We start from the raw sequence: 19,665 nt of genomic DNA, 5'->3' as shown, positions 1-19,665 counted from the left end.
CTTGATCTGCATACAACTGTATGCACATGTCCAAGAGCATTCGGCTCTCCGACGACGCTTACGAGCGTCTCGCAGCACACAAACGCGAGGACGAAACGTTCTCCGACGTCGTGATGCGCCTTGCAGGAGAGCGATCGTTGCTCGAGATCTCCGGCGTTCTCAGTGACGATGAAGCCGATGAACTTCGCGATGCGGTAGCACAGCGGCGAGCACGTCGGCACACCGAACTAGAAGGTATCGCAGACGAACTGGAGAACACATAGCCGTGCTACTGGATACGTCGTTTCTTATCGACCTGATGAACGGCGAGGAAGGTGCCGTCGAGAAGGCCAGAGAGCTAGAGGCCGACCTCGTCCAGCAGCGTCTCTCTGCGATGACGCTGTTCGAGTTGTACTACGGGATCGCCCGTGCGAGCCGATCGGCGGAAGAGCGCGAGACTGTCGAATCAGTCCTCGCCTCGAAGCCGATCCACCCCGCTGATACCGCAGTGATGCGCAAGGCAGGCCGTCTCTCGGGCGAACTGGCAAACGACGGAACGCCGGTAGGTGACGTAATTATCGCTGCAACAGCACAGGTCGTCGACGAACCCGTGCTGACGCGAAACGAATCCGACTTCGATCGACTTGGCGTGGACATAGAGAGCTACTGAACAACGTCTGACGCGCTTTTTTTATCCCCTGCCGGCATACCACCGACAGATGCCGACGATCCGTCTGGAAATCTCCGACGCGCTCGCCGAAAGTCTCGACACCGAGCGGGAGCTCCTTGGTTTTGACTCGCGCGAGGCGTATCTGCGCTGGATCGTCGATCACCGGACCGACATCGAGGTCGGCTCGGACCGCGATCAGGTGTTGTCGGCCTTTACCCAACGCGTCGAGGAACTGGAGGCGAAGCTCGACGAAGGCGTCGACGCTGCGACGGTGCTGGACGAAAGCGATTCGACGCGACAGGGGACACTGACGAGGGGGTCCGCAGAGGACAACGATGGCGAGAGCGAGGGGCCCATCAGGGAACCGCGCACCGCGCGGATCCAGGACGACACGGTAAACGAACTTGCGACCGATCTCTCCGGCGTGGAGAACGAGCGTCTCGACGCCTTCGCACGATCGGCAGTCCGGAAGACGGGCGAGTTGTTCGACGGCAGCCCCGAGAGCGGGATCGACTACGAGCTACCGACCGACCTCGACGACGGCGACCGACCGGGCGAGGCGATCACTGACCTCGACGCCATCGAGGTGCCGGGCCACGACGAGACGCTGATCGAGCGCCGGAAGATTGCGGTCGGTGCGGCACTTGTCTTCTTGCGCGAGCGCGAGGAGGCAAAGCGAAACGAGTTCGTCAACGCGCTGTACCGGGAGTATCCGGCAGGGTACGAGACGAGCGAGACGTGGTGGGACTGCGTGAAAGACGGTCTTCGACAGATCGACCGCGTTCATCCCGCACGAGAGGGACGGCGAGTCTGGCGATTCAACACGACGCCAGGACGTGTGACGCGGCTTCCGAGTCGGGACTGAGCGTCGGCCGCTCCCGACCAGACAGAGGGCGAACAGCCTTGATGCCGGACCCACAACAGGCGGGTATGACGGATGACGCCGACGGACGTACCGGGGACCGACAGGGTGGGCGTCCCTGCCCTCACTGCGAGACGCCGATGTACCACCGGCACTGCAAGTACGTCTGCCCGCAACACGGCGTCGTCTACGACTGTGCGGACACCTTCTACTGACCGACCGTACTGCCGCCGTCGACGAAGTGCTCGTAGGCCGGCCCGGCGAGCAAGAGGAGTGCAGCGAGGGTCGTTACGACGCCCAGCTGTGTTCCGACACTGCCGAGTCCCGCTGTCGAAATGGTGTGCAGGGAGTTACCGACGACGACGGCGGCGATCGTCCACGGGAGTTCGCCGACGAGGATCCCGACGGCGAGCACGCGGAGTCGGACGCCGCCCATCCCTGCAGCGGCGCTCACCGCGTCTGCAGGGACGGGCGCGAGTCGTCCCGCAACGACCCCGCGGAGATCACCCGTCGTATCGAAAAAGCGATCCCCCGCGCTGGCGAGTCGTGCAGCCGTACCGCAGTCCCAGCCAGCGGCGACCCAGCGCCCGGCGTAGTAGGCCGGGATCGACGTGAAGACCGCACCGGCCAGCGCGATGGGGAATCCCAGCGCGATGCCGAAGCCGTAGCCGACGGCGACCGCAACGAGCGTGGTCGGCCACAGCACTAGCGGGCGGAGGGCATAGAGCAGGATGACGGCCCCGGCAAAGAGAAGTGGATCGCCAGCGACCGTCTCCGTCGCTCCGAGCACGGTCTCTTTCGAGGTCAGCAGGGCGGCCACGACAACGACAGCGAGCGTGGAGAGAGCGACGAGATGACGGTCCGCGAGGCGCATCATCCCGTTCTGCGTCGTGCTGATATGAACCTCTTGTGGTCGCGTCGCTGGCTTTGCCGCTGGCCGAAACCACTTTGTCCGTGTTCGAGAATGTGTTGAAGGAATGACGACCGAGGACACTGAAGCTACCGAGCCGGACGTCTTCGACCCGTTCAGACAGTTCTTCGCGCTCGAACGGGACGTCCTCGTGCTCTCGCTGGCCATGTTCGCCTTCAGCCTCGGCTTTCAGATGACCGGTCGGTACATGGCCGAGTACATGAGCGCCCTGGGTGCAACGGCGCTCGTGATCGGGCTCTACGGCACCTTTGGGAATATTATCGGTGCGGTCTATCCGTATCCGGGCGGGGCAATCTCGGACCGACTCGGATCCCGGTACGCGCTGACAGCGTTCGGTCTCGTGACGACGCTCGGGTTCGGGATCTGGCTGGCTGCGCCGTTGCTCGACGTGACGGTCGGTCCGGTCTCGCTGTCGATCGGCGCGATTTTCGTCGGTCTCGTGCTCGCACAGGCCTGGAAATCGTTCGGGCTCGGCGCGACCTACGCCATCGTCAAGCAGTCGGTTCCGCCCTCACGCCTCGCTGCTGGCTTCGCGAGCACCGAGAGCTTTCGCCGGACCGCGTTCCTCGTCGGGCCGCTGATCGCCGCCGCCATCTTTGCGCCCTTTACCAGCGCGGCCGACGACGTCGTGCTTGCCTTCCAGTTGATCCTGGTTGTGGCAATCGTGTTCGGCGTCGTCGGGACACTTGCCCAGCACCGACTCTACGACCCGTCGGGCGATAGCTTCGGGAAGGAGTTCGAAGGCGTGAGCCAGATCCGCGAGGACCTGCGGAACCTGCCCGAGCCGCTACGGCCGCTGCTCGTGGGTGATATCCTCGTTCGCTTTGCCAACGGGATGGTCTACATCTTCTTCGTGCTGGTCGTCACGCAGTTCTTGGAGGTTGGCCTTTCGCTTTCGCTCCCGGGGATCGGCGAGATTTCGCTGTCACCACAGGCGTACTTCGGCATCCTGCTCGGTCTCGAAATGCTGGTCGCGCTGCTGGTGATGATCCCGGCCGCAAAGATCGCCGAGCGCGTCGGACTGAAGCCGGTCGTCGCCGCGGGCTTTCTCGTCTACGCGATTTTCCCGATCATGCTGATCGGGGCGCCTGAGAGTGCACTCGCGCTGGCACTGTTGTTCGCGTTTTCGGGACTCCGATTCGCCGGGTTACCGGCGCACAAGGCGCTGATCGTCGGCCCGGCCGAACAGGGGGCGGGCGGGCGCGTCACCGGATCGTACTACCTGCTTCGGAACGTCGTCGTCATTCCGAGTGCGGCACTCGGCGGGCTGCTCTGGGGTGGGTTCTCGAACCCACTGACTGGCGAAGTGCTGTTCACGGGTGATCCGGTACTTGCATTTTCGATCGCGACCGTGATCGGCCTCGTCGGAACCGGCTACTTCCTGCTCTTTGGCAAGGAGTTCGAGGCCTATGCGACGGGAAGCTAGGGGCCGGATCCCTCTTTCCGGCCGGAACCGACGCGGATTAGTGGGTCCCCTCCCTACATCGTGACGTGTCACAGGAACAGTTCGAGCGGGCGGACGCTGGACCCGAACACGACGGGACGAAACGGTTCGCTGCGGCGCTGGGCGTTGGCCGTAACGCGAAGATCGCTATCGCCGTGAGCTTCGTGCTGTCGGCGTTGCTGTACGGAACATTCGTTATCGCGCCTGCGGAAACGGCCCACCATCCTGTCCTGTACGCTGGGCTCACCGCGGTGATCTGGTTTGCTCTGGCGCTGACGTTTACTCTGGTACTGACCGCCTATTCGGCGTGGAAACTCGTCCGTGAGGAGTAACAGCACAGCATCCCTCAGGTATATGGTCCTGTTGGCTTAACAACCCTCCATTCTCGCGATAGAACTGGACGTTCAGTCAGTATGATTCCGGAACTATCAGGGACAAACGGCAATGTTTTTGCCCCGTCGTCTGAAACCGTACGGGTATGTCAGACGAGGTCAAAAAAGGGCTGGAGGGCGTCCTCGTCGCGGAATCAGGACTCAGCAGCATCGACGGTGACGTCGGGAAGCTGGTCTACCGCGGCTACGCCATCGAAGATCTGTCTCGCCAGGCGAGTTACGAAGAGGTGCTGTATCTGCTCTGGCACGGTCGACTCCCCGACCGTGACGAACTCGCCGAGTTCGAGGCCTCGATGGTCGAGGAACGGGAGGTCGACGACGGCGTCATCGATCTCGTACGCGAGCTCGCAGACCAAGACGAAGATCCAATGGCGGCGCTTCGCACCATCGTGTCGACGTTATCCGCCTACGATCCCGAGGGCAGCGGCTACGACACCGAGGACGAGACGGCACTCCTGCGCAAGGGTCGCCGGATCACCGCCAAGATGCCGACCGTCCTCGCGGCGTTCAGCCGGATCCGGAACGGCGATGAGCCGGTCGCGCCCCGCAGCGATCTGGGCCACGCCGAGAACTTCCTGTACATGCTCAACGACGAGGAGCCCGACGAGGTCCTCGCGGAGACGTTCGACATGGCGCTCGTACTCCACGCGGACCACGGGCTGAACGCCTCGACGTTTTCGGCGATGGTCACCGCGAGCACGCTCGCGGACGTCCACAGCGCCGTCACCAGTGCCATTGGGACGCTCTCGGGCGGGCTCCACGGCGGCGCGAACCAGAACGTGATGCGGATGCTCGAAGAGGTCGACGCCGCCGAGCAGGACCCCGTCGACTGGGTGATTCAGGCGCTCGACGAGGGACGCCGTGTCCCCGGCTTCGGCCACCGCGTCTACGACGTCAAGGACCCCCGAGCGAAGATCCTCGGCGAGGAATCCGAGGCGCTCGGAGAGGCCGCTGGCGACACCAAGTGGTACGAGATGAGCGTCGCCATCGAGGAATACATGGCCGAGAACAAGGGGATCGCCCCGAACGTCGACTTCTACTCCGCGACGACGTACTACCAGATGGGCATCCCGATCGATCTCTATACGCCGATCTTCGCCATGAGCCGTGTCGGCGGCTGGGTCGGCCACGTGGTCGAGTATCTCGACGACAATCGGCTCATCCGCCCGCGCGCTCGCTACACCGGACCCGAGGACCAGACGTTCGTGCCGATCGACGAGCGGTAGGCGACAAACGGCCGCCCCGGACCGTTCATTTCTATCTACTGAACCGCTTCGACCGCTCTGTACTGTCCTATTAGCCATTACTTCGAAACATATAGTGAATAGCTTCGGTATTTGAAGTTTATCACGACGGCACGGGAACGGTACCTCCCGGACAGAACGGTCGTCCTGAGTTCACGTTGGGCGGGTGCTCTCACGCTTCAATCGGACGATAGCGCCGATTCACCAGCCGGTTGTGGGAACATTGAACTATCAGTCCCACGACCGTTCGGTATGGACGACCGTCGTGCGGTCAGGGATGCCTACAACGAGATGGCAGAGGACTACTTCGAGCAGTACACCAGCGAGGTACGCCAGGGGTCACTACCCGAACCAGTCGAGCGGTTCTGTGCTTGCCTCGATGCCGACGACCGACTGCTCTCCGCTGGCTGTGGAGCGGGCGACGCGCCGCTCGGTGCCGCGGACGAACAGGGGGTCGGACTCGACTTCTCCCGGGAGCAACTGGTGCTGGCACGACGGACGACTGAGGCCGCGCTCGTACAGGGCGATATGACGGCGTTGCCGTTCGCTGACAGTTCGTTCGACGCCGTCGCCGCCCTCTACTCGCTGATACACGTCCCACTGGACGAGCACCGGACCGTCGTCGACGAGTTCGCGCGCGTTCTCCGTCCGGGCGGACGGCTACTGGTTACCGAAGGCGGCGTCGAATGGAGCGGCTCTAATCCGGACTGGCTGGACAGCGGCACGGAGATGCGATGGTCGATGGCCGGTCCCGAGGCGACGCGTGAGGATCTGCGAGCGCTCGGCTTCGAGGTACAGGGAGTCTGGGACGTTCGGGATCCGACGACCGAGGAGGGGACAAAGCCGTTTTTCCTGGCCGAGCTATCAGGGGATCCCTGATCTGTCTCCTCTCAGATCCCCAGCAGACCGTAATAGTACGGGCTGACGAACGCCTCGATGACGCCTGCGACGGCAAACAGGATCAACAGGCCGACGATGACGTGATAGGCGCGTTCGATGTCGGCCGTGATCCGGTCGCGACCGTGTCGGCCACGAACGAGTCGGATCATCGAGTGACCGAGATACAGCCCCATCGCACCGGCGATCAGTATTGCCGGAATCTCGATGACTCCGTGCGGGATGACGAAGGCCAGCAGTTCGAGTCGGTCGGTCTCGAAGCGGGTGAGTGCGCCGAGGAAGATGCCGTTGTAAATCAACACGACGATGCTTGGGATCCCCGCGGCGAGTCCGGAGTACACCTCGGCGACACCGACCTGCCAGTTGTTCGCAGTAAGGTTGATCGCCTCGGCGGGCGGGAACCAGCCGACCAGCCGGTTCGCGATGGAGGCCTCCACGATTGCGTCGAGGCGGACGCTGAGCGCCCAGCCGGCGTAGCCGCTCAGGAAGAACACGCCGGTGCTAATGGCGTGATACGTCGGCGTCTCGCGGACGAACGAGCGGAGTTCGACCCAGCCACGGCGGAGGGAAGCGACGAAGCGCATCCGGAGCGAGCGCTCGCGGGGCTGGGGAACGAGTTCGTACTCGGTTCGCTCGCGGGCGAACAGCCACGTCTTCACGAAGTCGAGGAAGGGAAGGATCAGGAGGGGGCTGACGAGCGCTGCAACGGTGGGTGTCCCGATGAACTGGAACAGGGCCGTGAGCGTCGACGTAGCGACCCCAGCGGCGATCAACAGGACGACGTAGAGGCCGGCCGTCAGCAGATTCCGTCGGATGAAGCCGAGGTTGGATCTGACAGCCGCAAGGACGCCGACATCTTCGACGACGACCGCCTGTCGCGAGAACAGAAAGGACAGCCAGATGAGGAAGATCAGCGGCAGCCAGGCGAGGGCGGCGAGCAGGCCAACCAGCACCGCCGCGCCGTCGCCGACGAGGAACCAGGTCAGCACCACCCCGCCGACCAGGAGCCCGGTGACGAGCGCCATCAGCGCGATTTCGAGCACGGCGAGGCCGACGAACCGCCGGTAGTCACGCGCGATCCCATCGACCCCGGCGCGGAGCCCGGAGCGGTTACGAAGGACCGCGTACACCGCGTGAACCTGTCCGGTGCTGATGATGGCGTTGACGACCAACAGCGCGAGCGCCATTCCCACGATCGTCAGCGCGCCAACCGCCAGCAGTTCGAGGGTTGCCGCGCTCTCCAGCGCGGACAGCAGCGGCTCGGTCGACTCGCCGTCGATGATGATTTCGCCGTCGGCCTCGGTCGTCTCGATCTGTGGTGCATCGAGAGAGAACGGCCCGAGCGCTTCTAGCTCGACGAGAATTGGTTCGAGGGTATTCTGCGTGGTCATCACCAGATAGCCGCTCAGCAGGCCGAGGAACATGACCGTCTGGGCGACGGCTGGGGTCGCCAGTGCCATCAGGTAGTACGGCAGTATGTCGGAGGGTCGAGCACGGTACCCACGGTAGGCGGCGCGCGCGGCATCGTCGATACTCATACCAATATCTCAGATACCTAGCCATTTCACTGTTAGCTCTCTGGGTATCTGAAGGGGAAGAGGGGAGTATTGCACGGCGCGTGTGACGTGCATTGGAATAGAGGAGGCCACTGCAACTTAAACCCCAGCCAGCCGGGGTGAAAGTGTAACCGCAGTACTGCGCCGCGATGAAAACGCTGTCAGACGGGTGTGTGACGGGCGTCGCCTGTCACTCATGGGGGGTGTCGATCCGACAGTAGCTTATTACCGCGACCGTTCGTACCACCTCGTATGCTCGATGTCGACGATGTACGCGCCGCCCGCGAACGGGTACGTGAGACGTCCCGCTGGACGCCGCTCGAATACTCACACACGTTCTCGGAGATGACTGGCGCGAACGTTCACCTGAAACTGGAGACGTTCCAGCGGACGGGGGCGTTCAAGATCCGTGGTGCGACCAACCGGATCGCCACGCTGAGCGACGAGGAGCGCACGGCTGGCGTTGTCACCGCGAGCGCCGGTAACCACGCACAGGGTGTCGCGCTCGCGGCCTCGCGTGCTGGCGTGGATAGCAAGATCGTGATGCCCGAGCACGCACCGATCGCGAAAGTAAAAGCGACGAGAAGCTACGGCGGCGAGGTCGTGCTTTACGGCGTCGACTACAGCGAGGCGGCCGAACGCGCCCACGAGATCGAACACGAGGAGGGCCGGACCTACGTCCACGCCTTCGACGACCCCGCCATTATGGCCGGGCAGGGAACGATCGGCCTCGAAATCGTCGACGACCTGCCCGAGGTTGACACCGTCGTCGTCCCGATCGGTGGCGGCGGCCTGATCTCGGGAATTGCGACGGCCCTCAAAGGATTTGATTCCGACATCCGCGTGATCGGCGTCCAGGCCGAAGGCGCATCGAGCGTCGCCGAGTCCCTGCAGAAGGGCGAGATCTACGAACGCGAGAGCGTCGACACGATCGCCGATGGGATCGCCACCCGCCGGGTTGGCGACCTGACGTTTGACGTGATCGACGAGCGTGTCGACGAGGTAGTCACCGTTGACGACTCCGAGATCGCCATTGCTCTGACCTATCTGCTCGAACGCTCGAAGACACTGGTCGAGGGGGCGGGCGCAGTACCGCTGGCCGCGCTGCTGAACGGACGATTCGAGTACGACGAGGACGAGACGATCGTCCCGTGTCTCTGCGGCGGGAACATCGACCTGAACACGCTCACGACCGTCATCATGCGCGGGCTGGTCGAGACGGGACGGTACGTCCGGCTCAAGACGGTGCTCAAGGATCGACCCGGCGCGCTGGAGGATCTGATCGACGTGATCGCCGCCCAGCAGGCCAACATCTACGCGATCCAGCACGACCGCACCTCGCGGGATATCGGCATGAACGCCGCCGAAGTCGAGCTAGATCTGGAGACCAGAGGCCCCGAACACGTCGCCGAACTCGTCGCCGGGATGGAAGAGCGTGGCTACGAAGTCGAGTTACTCTCCTGAGACGAGGACTCGACCGCCCGTTTTTTGTCGACGCCGCCCGACGATGCTCGCATGAAACGCATCGTCAGCACCGACGCTGCCCCCGCCGCAGTCGGCGCGTACAGTCAGGCGACCACGAACGGCGACCTGCTCTTTACCGCAGGCCAGATCCCGTTGACCCCCGACGGTGAGTTGCTCGATGACGAACCGATCGACGTCCAGACCGAGCAGGCGCTTTCGAACCTCGTGGCCGTGCTCGACGCCGAGGGACTCGGCCCCGAGGATATCCTGAAAGTCACTGTCTTCCTCGATGACATCGACGACTTCGACGCGATGAACGAGACGTACGCGTCTTACTTCGACGAAGAGCCCCCGGCCAGAAGCGCCGTCGGCGTCGACGAGCTCCCGAAAGGTGTCGGCGTCGAGATCGAGGCGATCGCCACACAGTCGTGAGGCCGCGCATCAAGTCGAGCCTGCTATGGGGCGTGGTTGGGGCGCTTGCCTTCCTCGTCCTGAACAACGCCTACGTGCTGGTGCTCGATGGTGAGTTCATCCCTCTGTGGGGGATCGTCCTCGTGACCGTGCTCGTCGGCGTCGTCTCCGCGGGCACGACCTACTACGGCGAGGGCTGGTGGTTGAGGCGGAAAGAAAATGCTTAAACACGGCACGGGATTAGGGTGAGACGAGCCAGGATGGCCGAACGGTAAGGCGCACGCCTGGAAAGCGTGTTCCCTTTCGGGATTCAGGGTTCAAATCCCTGTCCTGGCGTATTTTGCCACGAACAATCCGTGAGTGGCAAATACCCGATTGAAGGGATTTGAACCACGGCAGACGCGCGCAACGGATGTGAGCACGTCTGGCATCGGGTTCAAATCCCTGTCCTGGCGTTTTCACGGAGACAACACGAACGAGGAGTGACAGCGACGAGTGAGCCGTCTCCGTGAAAACCGAACGAGAGGGACTTGAACCACGGAAATCCGAGCGTCTGCGAGGATTTGCATCGGGTTCAAATCCCTGTCCTGGCGCTTCTGCGACGAACTGAAAACTGTCTCTTATCAACACTGATCGGTCAGTACAGGGTACACACATACCGCGACGAGTGACACTCTATCTGGAATCCATCAGAACCTCGGTGAAACATGCAGAGGTTCTATGCAGCAGAAACTGATGATCCAGATTAGATCACACAATTTCGTTTGGTGAAGAAATAAATTCATTAATAAAGCCACACATAGTGTCGGATATGCCCGCCTTTGATTTGCCATCGGGGCCAGACAACTTTGAATTTTGTGTGAAGGAGGCAATTGAACAGAAGAACCGAAAGAAACTCATGAAGTGTCTTGCAGCACATCGGGTTGTACCTGTTAAAAACCAATGGAATGAAACGAGCTTTGGGAAGACAATAGCTAGTTTTGAGCGACGTGGCGATCCAAAGCCAAGAATTACTGAAGGAACACGAGATATGATGATAGACGTATTGGATATCGAAAATGATAGCGACATTGAACGTGTCCGAACAAGAATCAAGAATCAACCTAACTGGGGTAACGAAGCCTGATATAATGGCATTGACCCCTTGTGCAAGATATGCACCCTACATCTTGCATACCAGTACAGATATTTTATTTACCTGTTGTAGCTCACCGAACGGTTCGCACAGCTACTGAGCGGATAGTCCCCAACGCTCATGGCGAAACAAACTGATCGTAGTATTATACTCCGTGTTCATCCACCAATCAGATCACTGAAACAGACCTCCAATCCACTAGCCGACCGCCCCGAAACCTTTGTTTACCCACCAACCATCCACCGACCATGTCACCGACAGTCGACGAACTCAGAAACGAGATCCGCGTCGAAACGGGCCGGTACGAGCGCGTCGAGTCGACGGCGTTTACCAAGGAAGCGCTGGCGGCGATCTGTGAGGCGGTTGGCTACGAGATCGGTCCGGGATCGCTCCCGCCGAAACCCGACATGCGGGCGGGGATCCTGTTCTCTATCGGTGAACTCGACGAGAACGATCCCGAGGAAGTGTCAGGAGCGTTCCGGAAAGCCGAGCTAGAGGCAATCGCCGAGGCACTTCGCGAGGATTAGGTCTCGACCTCGAACCGAGCACCGCCAGTCTCGCTGTCGGTGACGGTGATCGACCAGTCGTGTGCGCCGACGATGGCGTCGACGATTGCGAGACCGAAGCCGGTGCCGTCGTCCTCGGTCGTGAACCCTCGCTCGAAGATTTCCTCGCGCTTCGCCTCCGGGATTCCCGGTCCATCGTCGGCGACGTAGAACCCGCCCGAGTCGAGCGTGCCGACGCGGATCGTCGCGGTATCGCCACCGTGCTCGACGCTGTTCCTGAACAGGTTCTCGAACAGCCGCGTGAGCCGTTCCTCGTTGGCCAGCACTGTCGACGAGGACTCGATTTCGAGGGTCGCATCGGCGGTGTCGACGTGCTCCCACGCGGCGGTGGCGACGTGTTCGAGTTCGACTTCCCAGAGGTCCCCCTCGTCCATACGCTGGCCGGAGCGAGCAAAGGAGAGCGATTCGTCGATGATCGTGCGCATCCGATCGAGGCTCTCGGCGACGATCTCGACGCGATCGGTGTCGGCCTCGCGCCCGACGAGCTCGATGCCGCTCTCGGCGACGGTGAGGGGGTTGCGAAGGTCGTGCGAGACCGTACTGGCGAACTGCTCCATGTGTTCGCTCTGTCGTTCGAGTTCGCGGCGCTGTTTTCGGCGCGTCGTCTCGTCGCGGAAGATCAGGAGATGACCGCGCTGGGCTGGATCGTCGTGCAGGGGCGTGACGTCGAGCACGTAGTACCGCTGCTCGCCGTCCTCGTCGATCGTTAGTTCGTGGGTTCCCGGCTCGCCGCAGAACCATGCATCCTCCGGTTCTGTCGGCAGAACCTCCGATAGCGGCGTGCCCAGTGGTTCCGCGGTGGTGAGTAGCCCGTCGGCCGCCGGGTTGGTGTCGGTGACCAGCCGCTCGTCGTTGACCGCGATGACTGCATCTCGCATCGCGGTCATGACGGTGTCGGTTTCGACGGGATAGATGTCGAACAGCTGGTGTCGGTAGAGCGCCCAGCCGATGAGACCACTGCCGAGACCGAATCCAAGCGCCGTCACGTCGGCGCTGCCGAGCGGGAAGGTGCCGAACGTCGACCCAGCACTCAGCACGACGGCGAGGCTGCCGCCAGCGAGCAGGAGCGCGGGCTGGGACTGGTGGGCATTCCGGGCGTTGACAAGTACCTGCAGTAGTAACACCATCCCACCGAGAACCAGCGCGGCGGCGATCGTGAGATGGGCGATGTACACTGGACCGGCCGTCGTTTCGACAGTCGGTGCGACGCCGTCCTGTAGCGTGACCGCTTCCCAGACGAGTTGATGGCTGGCGTTCGTCAGCGTCAGTCCCGCGACGATCGCCGCTTCCGTGAGCACGACCGCGGTGATCGGCCGGACGTACCGTGAGTATAGATCGGTGTACCGGAGCGTGAATATGAACCAGAGCGCGGGGACGAACGCCGCGATGCTCCAGCGGACCTTCTGCCAGACGAGCCACGAGTCCGGTGATGACGCGGTCAGAATCGCGAGCGCGTCGACGAACGCCCACGTGGCGATCGCAAACAGGAGTGCAATAAATGCGCGTGCGCCACGCTGGTCGCGCCGCGACCAGACCCAGGTAGCGACGGCGAGTGAGACCCCGCCGGAGAGGGCATACAGGAGCGCATATGCTGTCGAGTTGGCCATCACGTCGGCGTAGGTTTCTCGGGTCGTCCTATCAGTCTTTGGGCAGACATCATCGCACTTGCTCGCACTCCGCGCTACTTGGGGATAGTTGAGTATATAAAATACCATCCATGCCAGTTCGTCCCGGATATCGAACGGAACTCATTTCGAGATTGTAGCCCGGTTGCGATGTCGATATATCTGGTTTTGTGTCGAATCAGTGCTTTTGCTATGCTGGCGGCCAACGCTAGGAAAAGACAGGTTTATATAGAATCGCAATCAACCCAACTCTTGACTATGAGCCAGCGAATGCAGCAAGGACAGCCGATGATCGTAATGGGTGAGGACGCACAGCGCGTGCAGGACCGTGACGCGCAGGACTACAACATTTCTGCCGCACGCGCCGTTGCGAAGTCCGTCCGCTCGACGCTCGGACCGAAGGGGATGGACAAGATGCTCGTCGATTCGATGGGCAACGTGACCATCACAAACGACGGTGTGACCATCCTCAAAGAGATGGATATCGACAACCCGACGGCCGAGATGATCGTCGAGGTCGCAGAGACTCAGGAGGACGAGGCGGGCGACGGGACGACGACCGCCGTCTCGGTCGCGGGCGAACTGCTGAAAAACGCCGAGGATCTCCTCGAACAGGACATCCACCCGACGGCGATCATCAAGGGCTTCCACCTCGCGAGTGAGCAGGCCCGCAAAGAGGTCGGCGACATTTCCGACGACGTCGATCCCGACGACGAGGACTTGCTTCGATCGGTCGCGGAGACGTCGATGACCGGCAAGGGCGCAGAGCTGAATAAGGAACACCTCGCACAGTTGATCGTCGATGCGGTACAGAAAGTCACCGTCGAGGATGAGGAGGGCGGCCACGTCGTCGACCTCGAATTCCTCAACATCGAAACGCAGACAGGCCGTGCCGCTGGTGAGTCCGATCTCCTCTCCGGAGCGGTCGTCAGCAAGGATCCCGTCCACGACAACATGCCAAGCGAGGTCGAGGACGCCGATATCATGCTGCTCGACTCGCCGATCGAGGTCGACGAGGCAGACACCGACACGGAGGTCAGTGTCACCGATCCGAGCCAGCTTCAGCAGTTCCTCGACCGTGAGGAAGAAGAGATCAAGGAGAAAGTCGAGGCGATCGTCGACTCCGGTGCCGACGTGGTCTTCTGTCAGAAGGGTATCGACGACCTCGCCCAGCATTACCTCGCTAAAGAGGGTATTCTCGCGGTTCGCCGTGCGAAGAAGTCCGACATCGAGTTCCTCACCGAGGTCCTCGAAGCGAACGTCGTCTCCGACCTCTCCTCGGTCGACCCTGCCGATCTCGGCCACGGCGACGTCGTCCGCGGCGAGGAAGACGACCTGTTCTACGTCTCCGGCGACGGTCACGGCGTGACGCTCCTGCTCCGTGGCTCGACCGACCACGTCGTCGACGAGCTCAAGCGTGGTATCGAGGACGCACTGGAAGTCGTCGCACAGACCGTCTCCGACGGGCGGGTGGTCGCTGGCGGCGGGGCGATCGAGGTCGAAGTCGCCCGGCGCCTGCGTGACTACGCCGACGGCGTCTCCGGCCGCGAACAGCTGGCCGTCGAGGCGTACGCCGACGCGCTCGAACTCGTCCCCCGTGTGCTCGCCGAGAACGCTGGTCTCGACTCTATCGACACCCTGGTCGACCTGCGCGCAGCCCACGAGGACGGCGACCAGCGTGCCGGGCTGAACGTCTTCTCCGGCGACGTCGTCGACACCCACGACGCGGGCGTCGTCGAGCCGGCCCACGCCAAAGAGCAGGCACTGACCTCCGCCACCGAGGCGGCGAACCTCGTGCTCAAGATCGACGACATCATCTCCGCCGGCGAGCTCTCGACCGACAAGGGCGACGACGAGGCTGGCGGCCCCGGCGGTGCGCCCGGCGGCATGGGCGGCATGGGTGGCGGCATGGGCGGCATGATGTAGGCCGACCGCACGCCGCTGCGCTGTTTTCTGGTGCCGTCGTATCGCTGATACATTCTTCCGTTTTGATCACACCTAATACAGGCAAAATATATTCGGCTGGCCACCGTCTGCAAAGCTATGGTGGACCCGTTTGGCCACGCCATTTACGATCACTATCACGGGACACGATCGGCGCCGCTCGTGCAACGAGACGGCGAGCAAACGCTCGACCATCCGATCGAGGAGTTTTACTTCAACCCCTACGAGGCGGGCGATGATCCGTGGCTCGAAACGTGGCTCGACGGTCCCCTGCTCGACATGGGTGCAGGGGCGGGGAGACACGTTCGACATTTCCAGACGCGCTTCGAGACCATCGGCATCGAGCACAGCGAGCCGCTCGTCGAGACGATGCGTGATCGGGGCGTCAAGGATGCCCGGCTGGCCGATATGTTCGCCCTTCGGGACTCGTTCGAGGCGGATCGGTTCGGTTCGGCGCTCGCGTACGGCACCCAACTCGGCCTCGCCCGGTCGATGGCTGGCCTCCGGACGTTCCTCGCCGACCTTGCATACGTCACGACGCGGGATGGGACGGCGGTGCTAGACTGCTACGATCCCACGCAGGCGGCGACCGAGGAACTTCTTGGGTATCGCTCCGATCCGACCCCGGGACTCGCCTATCGGCTCTTTCAGTTCGAGTACGACGGCGTCCTCGGGCGGCCGCTGCTGTTCAGGCTGTTCAGTCCCGATCGGGTTCGCGAAGCGACGACCGGGACGGGCTGGACCGTCGTCGACGTCGACCACGGGGACGGTGATACCGCACACTATCGGATCGCACTCGAAAAGCGGGGATCGAGCGACTGAAGCCTACTCCCGGTCGACGTCCAGCTCGAACTGATCGTTCTCGCTCGTGGCGTTGAGCACGACGCTCGTGTTCGATTCGCGGATATCGGGATCCGTCAGCAGCGTTTTGATCTGTTCGTTCATCCCGTCAGTGTCCTCGAACTTGCCGATGGCGATGATGTCGTAGCCGCCGGTCACCTCGTAGACGCTGATCATTTGCTTTTCCTGTTCGAGCCGTTCGGTGATGTCCGGGAGCGCGTTCCCCTCGACTTTGAGCTGCAGGATCGCGGTGACGTCGTAGTCGAGCTTGCCGTAGTTGACCTTCGGCGTGTATCCCTCGATGACACCGTCTTCTTCCAGATCGCTGAGGTGGTTCGAGACGGTTGTGACGGAGACGTCGAGCTCTTCGGCGAGGCTTCTGAGACTGGCTCGGCCGTCGCCCAGAAGTGCATTCACTAGTTTTGCATCTAGATTTTCGTACGTCATTGTACTCCCCAATCCACTCCAGGCATTATAATTTTACGAATATGCAGTTTCTCAGCGAACGCGGTAGAATTGCGCAGAACAGTAGGGCTTTAATACTGGCTATCTACAGATACACTGACGACAAAACATGACAAGTGGAAGCCTCACATCGGAGGAACAGGCAGTACTCGACGAGATCGAAGAGAAGGAAGTCGACTTCCTGCGACTGCAGTTTACTGACATTCTGGGAACGGTCAAGAACGTCGCGGTGCCGGCACGTCAGGCCGAAAAGGCGTTCACCGAGGGCATTTACTTCGACGGCTCCTCGATCGAGGGGTTCGTCCGGATTCAGGAGTCCGACATGCGGCTCAAGCCCGATCCCGAGACGTTCGCCGTGCTCCCGTGGAGGACGGACGATCAGGCCGCCGCAGGCCGAATGATCTGTGACGTCATCAACACCTCTACCGGCGAGCCGTTCGAGGGTGATCCACGGTACGTTCTCAAGCAGGCACTCGACCACGCCGAGGAGCTCGGCTACGAGGTCAACATGGCGCCCGAGCCGGAGTTCTTCCTGTTCGAGCAGGACGAGGACGGCTACGCGACGACCGAGTTCGCCGACAAGGGTGGCTACTTCGACGTCGCTCCGAAGGACCTCGCCAGCGATGTCCGCCGGGACATCATCTACGCACTCGAGGATATGGGCTTCGAGATCGAGGCCAGTCACCACGAGGTCGCCGAGGGCCAGTACGAGATCAACTTCGAGTACGACGACGCGCTGACGACCGCGGACAACGTCGCCACTTTCCGGACGGTCGTCCGTGCGGTCGCCGCACAGCACGACCTGCACGCGACGTTCATGCCCAAGCCGGTGCCGAAGATCAACGGCTCGGGAATGCACACTCACATGTCCCTGATGAAAGACGGGGAGAACGCGTTCCACGACGGCGACGACGAGTTCGACCTGAGTGACACCGCTCACTCCTACCTCGCTGGCGTCCTCGACCACGCGCCCGCGATCTGTGCCGTTACCGACCCGACGGTCAACAGCTACAAGCGACTGGTGCCCGGCTACGAGGCCCCGGTCTACGTCGCGTGGTCCGACCGTAACCGCTCGGCACTCATCCGCAAGCCGGCAGCACGGATCCCGGCGGCCTCCCGTATCGAGGCACGCTTCCCCGATCCGTCCTGTAACCCGTACCTCGCATTCGCGGCGCTCATCGAGGCCGGTCTCGACGGGATCGAACGCGATCTCGACGCGCCGGACCCGATCCGCGAGAACATCTACGAGTTCGACGAGGAGAAACGCGAGGAGTACGGCATCGAGACGCTGCCGACGAACCTCGGCGAGGCCGTCGACGCGCTCGAAGAGGACGAAACCATCCTCTCGGCGCTTGGCCCCCACATCAGCGAGAAGTTCGTCGAAGCGAAAAGCCAGGAGTTCGAGGAGTACCTCGTCGACGTCTCCCAGTGGGAGCTCGACCGGTACCTCGACACGTACTGAATTCGACAGACGGCGAACCGAACGCGAAGCCAGTTCTTTTTTGCGCCACGACAGGCTTAAACGGCACACTGCCCTACGACTAGTCGGTAGAGAGAGCCCGGCCTCCGCGTGCAGACGTGAGGAAAGTCCCCCCACCGTCCTGGTGGGTGACGGGGCGCAAGCCCCGGGCGGGAAACCGTCGGCTCTGGAACAGAAACGACACGTCTCGACCCGATCGATGAGGTGTGCGAACTCCGCGCGATCGAAAGCGAGGAGGAGCTAACCCACCGAGAGACGACGGTCGAGGATCGATGGAACGGCGAATCCCCACCGGTGCAAGTCGACGCCGTCGGCGCGAGAGCGCCGAGGGTAGCCAGGACAGGGGCGTCGACGCTCAGCCGAATGCCGGGTCGAACAGAAGGGGGCTTACTCCTCTCTGCCGGTACTACGCCGCGAGCGGTCAGCTTGACCGCCTCGGAACCGACGTGAAAGTACGTAGCCAGCGGAGAGCCCAAGTACGGCGGCACCACTGGAAAACCCAGGCAACGAATCGTCCTCCTGCTCGGAAACCGAGTACTCTGGTTCGATCGGATCAGCGCCCGGTTCGGCAATCGGGCTAACCGAGAGCAGCCACGCACGAGTGTCATTACTGTCGAATTCGGCGGTTCTCCCTCCGGCGACGTACCCCTCGTCTGTCGAGACCAGCGACTCGAGCGTGCTCTCGCCGTTGCCGCGGTACGACTCGGAGCCGATTAGCTCGCCGTTCCCGTTGAGTGCCGCCAGCCAGCCGTCTTCGAGTCGGCGTCCCGCAAGGACGCAGCCCCCCGAGGGCCGCGTGACGAGGTCGTGGCACGCGGATTCGACTGTGTTGACCCATCGCCATTGCTCGTCCCCTGTGGCATCGACCTTGATAACGACGGCTCGGAAAATATGTGTCGAGCTACCCGTTCGGCCGCCAAGCAAATAGCCGCCGTCCTCGGTGGGAATGATCGCATGTGCAAGCGAGTACGCCCCCTCGACGTCGTACGTGGTATCCCACTGGTGTCTGCCCTGTTCATCAGTTCGTACAAGCAAGATACGGGAATCGTCCTCACGATCGGTCGAACCAGCCACGAGATAGCCGTCATCCACTGGTAACACTGCTCGACAGACGTTGATAGCGTTCTCTTCGCCGAGCGTTCGTATCCAGCGCTGTGTCCCCTCGCTATCTATCGAGAGGAGCAGTATCCGTGTTCCCTGCGTCGCGTACGAACGGGCGTACGCCCCGATCACGTAGCCGTCCTCGGTCGACGACAGCGTCGATATCGAGACGTGCCAGTGCCGGCCGAACTCCGCTGCCCAGCCGAACTCCCCCTCCTGTCCCAAAGAGACTGCCGTAACGTTCGACTCGTCGGTCAGATGCGTCGTTACGTCACCGACCGCTACACAGCCACCGCCGGGTGCTGCGCTGATCTCGTGGAGCGGTGCTTCGTCACCGGGGCGGTTGTCGATGAACTCCCAGTTTACGCCTCCACTCTCGTCCACACGATGGACCCAGCCGTGACTCGTACCGCTTCGATACCCTGTCTCTCCAGCGAGGTAGTAACCGTCCTCAGCGGTCGCAATCGCATTGCACTCGACGTACTGGCCCGGCCGATCATACGTCTCGCTCCACCTGATCGCTCCGTGCTCTCCTGTGTCGTCGTCATCGGCTCCGCTCCCGGGGCCAGTGATCGCTACGCCGGTCGTGAACGCGCTGGCTGTCCACAGCAGTCGACGGCGAGTGAAGCGTCGAGCATCCCCGGCGTCTGTCATCGAAG

The 19,665-nt window shown here is 62.3% G+C and carries 21 protein-coding genes, 1 tRNA gene and 1 other RNA gene; 18 read left to right on the top strand and 5 right to left on the bottom strand.

What is annotated here, in order from left to right; all coding sequences use genetic code 11:
- Window positions 1-26 precede the first annotated feature (26 nt).
- The 4 genes from AArcS_RS14590 to AArcS_RS14575 all read left to right on the top strand — a co-directional run bounded on the left by AArcS_RS14590 (window position 27) and on the right by AArcS_RS14575 (window position 1,726).
- The gene (locus AArcS_RS14590; RefSeq protein WP_238478144.1) at window positions 27-263 is read left to right on the top strand and encodes an antitoxin VapB family protein; all 237 of its coding nucleotides are present in this window, start codon (window positions 27-29) and stop codon (window positions 261-263) included.
- A 2-nt stretch (window positions 264-265) separates the two neighbouring features.
- Window positions 266-649: a type II toxin-antitoxin system VapC family toxin gene (locus AArcS_RS14585; protein ID WP_238478143.1), complete on the top strand. Its 384-nt coding sequence runs from the start codon at window positions 266-268 to the stop codon at window positions 647-649.
- Between the two features lie 49 nt (window positions 650-698).
- Window positions 699-1,514, top strand: coding sequence for a hypothetical protein (locus tag AArcS_RS14580; protein ID WP_238478142.1), 816 nt, complete (start codon window positions 699-701; stop codon window positions 1,512-1,514).
- Between the two features lie 65 nt (window positions 1,515-1,579).
- Window positions 1,580-1,726: an HVO_2523 family zinc finger protein gene (locus AArcS_RS14575; protein ID WP_238478141.1), complete on the top strand. Its 147-nt coding sequence runs from the start codon at window positions 1,580-1,582 to the stop codon at window positions 1,724-1,726.
- Here the strand turns inward: AArcS_RS14575 and AArcS_RS14570 are convergent.
- Entirely contained in the window at window positions 1,720-2,388 is a 669-nt protein-coding gene (locus tag AArcS_RS14570; RefSeq protein WP_238478140.1) for a TVP38/TMEM64 family protein, read from the bottom strand. The two genes, AArcS_RS14575 and AArcS_RS14570, sit on opposite strands and share 7 nt — an antisense overlap.
- A gap of 100 nt (window positions 2,389-2,488) precedes the next feature.
- Here AArcS_RS14570 and AArcS_RS14565 point away from each other — a divergent pair, with 100 nt between their 5' ends.
- The 4 genes from AArcS_RS14565 (at window position 2,489) to AArcS_RS14550 (ending at window position 6,401) form a co-directional block, all read left to right on the top strand.
- Entirely contained in the window at window positions 2,489-3,868 is a 1,380-nt protein-coding gene (locus AArcS_RS14565) for an MFS transporter (protein ID WP_238478139.1), read from the top strand.
- A 65-nt stretch (window positions 3,869-3,933) separates the two neighbouring features.
- The gene (locus AArcS_RS14560; RefSeq protein WP_238478138.1) at window positions 3,934-4,218 is read left to right on the top strand and encodes a DUF7536 family protein; all 285 of its coding nucleotides are present in this window, start codon (window positions 3,934-3,936) and stop codon (window positions 4,216-4,218) included.
- Between the two features lie 146 nt (window positions 4,219-4,364).
- Window positions 4,365-5,504, top strand: coding sequence for a citrate synthase (gene citZ, locus AArcS_RS14555; RefSeq protein ID WP_238478137.1), 1,140 nt, complete (start codon window positions 4,365-4,367; stop codon window positions 5,502-5,504).
- Window positions 5,505-5,774: 270 nt separating this feature from the next.
- Window positions 5,775-6,401: a class I SAM-dependent methyltransferase gene (locus AArcS_RS14550; RefSeq protein ID WP_310736974.1), complete on the top strand. Its 627-nt coding sequence runs from the start codon at window positions 5,775-5,777 to the stop codon at window positions 6,399-6,401.
- A gap of 11 nt (window positions 6,402-6,412) precedes the next feature.
- Here AArcS_RS14550 and AArcS_RS14545 read toward each other — a convergent pair whose 3' ends face one another.
- The gene (locus AArcS_RS14545; protein ID WP_238478136.1) at window positions 6,413-7,957 is read right to left on the bottom strand and encodes a stage II sporulation protein M; all 1,545 of its coding nucleotides are present in this window, start codon (window positions 7,955-7,957) and stop codon (window positions 6,413-6,415) included.
- A gap of 270 nt (window positions 7,958-8,227) precedes the next feature.
- On the opposite strand from AArcS_RS14545, the gene ilvA reads away from it, so the two are divergent.
- The 6 genes from ilvA (at window position 8,228) to AArcS_RS14515 (ending at window position 11,512) form a co-directional block, all read left to right on the top strand.
- Window positions 8,228-9,439, top strand: coding sequence for a threonine ammonia-lyase (ilvA, locus tag AArcS_RS14540; protein WP_238478135.1), 1,212 nt, complete (start codon window positions 8,228-8,230; stop codon window positions 9,437-9,439).
- Window positions 9,440-9,490: 51 nt separating this feature from the next.
- Window positions 9,491-9,871: a Rid family detoxifying hydrolase gene (locus AArcS_RS14535; RefSeq protein ID WP_238478134.1), complete on the top strand. Its 381-nt coding sequence runs from the start codon at window positions 9,491-9,493 to the stop codon at window positions 9,869-9,871.
- Window positions 9,868-10,077 carry a DUF7981 family protein gene (locus tag AArcS_RS14530; protein ID WP_238478133.1) on the top strand — a complete coding sequence of 70 codons (210 nt, stop codon included), beginning with the start codon at window positions 9,868-9,870 and terminating at the stop codon, window positions 10,075-10,077. The genes AArcS_RS14535 and AArcS_RS14530 overlap by 4 nt, the downstream gene beginning before the upstream one ends.
- 27 nt (window positions 10,078-10,104) lie before the next feature.
- Window positions 10,105-10,186, top strand: a tRNA-Ser gene (locus tag AArcS_RS14525).
- Window positions 10,187-10,661: 475 nt separating this feature from the next.
- Complete coding sequence (locus tag AArcS_RS14520) at window positions 10,662-10,976, top strand: hypothetical protein (RefSeq protein WP_238478132.1); 315 nt, start codon at window positions 10,662-10,664, stop codon at window positions 10,974-10,976.
- A gap of 257 nt (window positions 10,977-11,233) precedes the next feature.
- Complete coding sequence (locus AArcS_RS14515) at window positions 11,234-11,512, top strand: hypothetical protein (protein ID WP_238478131.1); 279 nt, start codon at window positions 11,234-11,236, stop codon at window positions 11,510-11,512.
- Here AArcS_RS14515 and AArcS_RS14510 read toward each other — a convergent pair.
- Window positions 11,509-13,158 (bottom strand): histidine kinase N-terminal 7TM domain-containing protein, encoded by a 1,650-nt coding sequence (locus AArcS_RS14510; protein ID WP_238478130.1) that lies wholly within the window; start codon window positions 13,156-13,158, stop codon window positions 11,509-11,511. The genes AArcS_RS14515 and AArcS_RS14510 overlap by 4 nt on opposite strands.
- Before the next feature lie 288 nt (window positions 13,159-13,446).
- Between AArcS_RS14510 and thsB the strand changes: the two genes are divergently transcribed.
- The gene (thsB, locus tag AArcS_RS14505) at window positions 13,447-15,102 is read left to right on the top strand and encodes a thermosome subunit beta (RefSeq protein WP_375139664.1); all 1,656 of its coding nucleotides are present in this window, start codon (window positions 13,447-13,449) and stop codon (window positions 15,100-15,102) included.
- Window positions 15,103-15,219: 117 nt separating this feature from the next.
- Entirely contained in the window at window positions 15,220-15,942 is a 723-nt protein-coding gene (locus AArcS_RS14500) for a class I SAM-dependent methyltransferase (protein WP_238478128.1), read from the top strand.
- Window positions 15,943-15,945: 3 nt separating this feature from the next.
- On the opposite strand, the gene lrp is transcribed toward AArcS_RS14500, so the two are convergent.
- Complete coding sequence (gene lrp, locus AArcS_RS14495; RefSeq protein WP_238478127.1) at window positions 15,946-16,407, bottom strand: HTH-type transcriptional regulator Lrp; 462 nt, start codon at window positions 16,405-16,407, stop codon at window positions 15,946-15,948.
- A gap of 127 nt (window positions 16,408-16,534) precedes the next feature.
- On the opposite strand from lrp, the gene glnA reads away from it, so the two are divergent.
- Together glnA and rnpB are read left to right on the top strand one after the other, a co-directional pair.
- Window positions 16,535-17,887, top strand: a complete 1,353-nt coding sequence (gene glnA, locus AArcS_RS14490; RefSeq protein WP_238478126.1) for a type I glutamate--ammonia ligase — start codon at window positions 16,535-16,537, stop codon at window positions 17,885-17,887.
- 85 nt (window positions 17,888-17,972) lie between these two features.
- Window positions 17,973-18,307, top strand: an RNA gene (gene rnpB, locus AArcS_RS14485) — RNase P RNA component.
- Here rnpB and AArcS_RS14480 read toward each other — a convergent pair.
- Window positions 18,293-19,660: a hypothetical protein gene (locus AArcS_RS14480; RefSeq protein WP_238478125.1), complete on the bottom strand. Its 1,368-nt coding sequence runs from the start codon at window positions 19,658-19,660 to the stop codon at window positions 18,293-18,295. The genes rnpB and AArcS_RS14480 overlap by 15 nt on opposite strands.
- Window positions 19,661-19,665: the final 5 nt, after the last annotated feature.

The sequence above is a fragment of the Natranaeroarchaeum sulfidigenes genome, assembly GCF_017094485.1.
In the GTDB taxonomy this organism is placed as follows: domain Archaea; phylum Halobacteriota; class Halobacteria; order Halobacteriales; family Natronoarchaeaceae; genus Natranaeroarchaeum; species Natranaeroarchaeum sulfidigenes.
The sequence above is the reverse complement of the archived record's forward strand: the minus strand, read 5'-3'. Positions and strand labels throughout refer to the sequence as shown.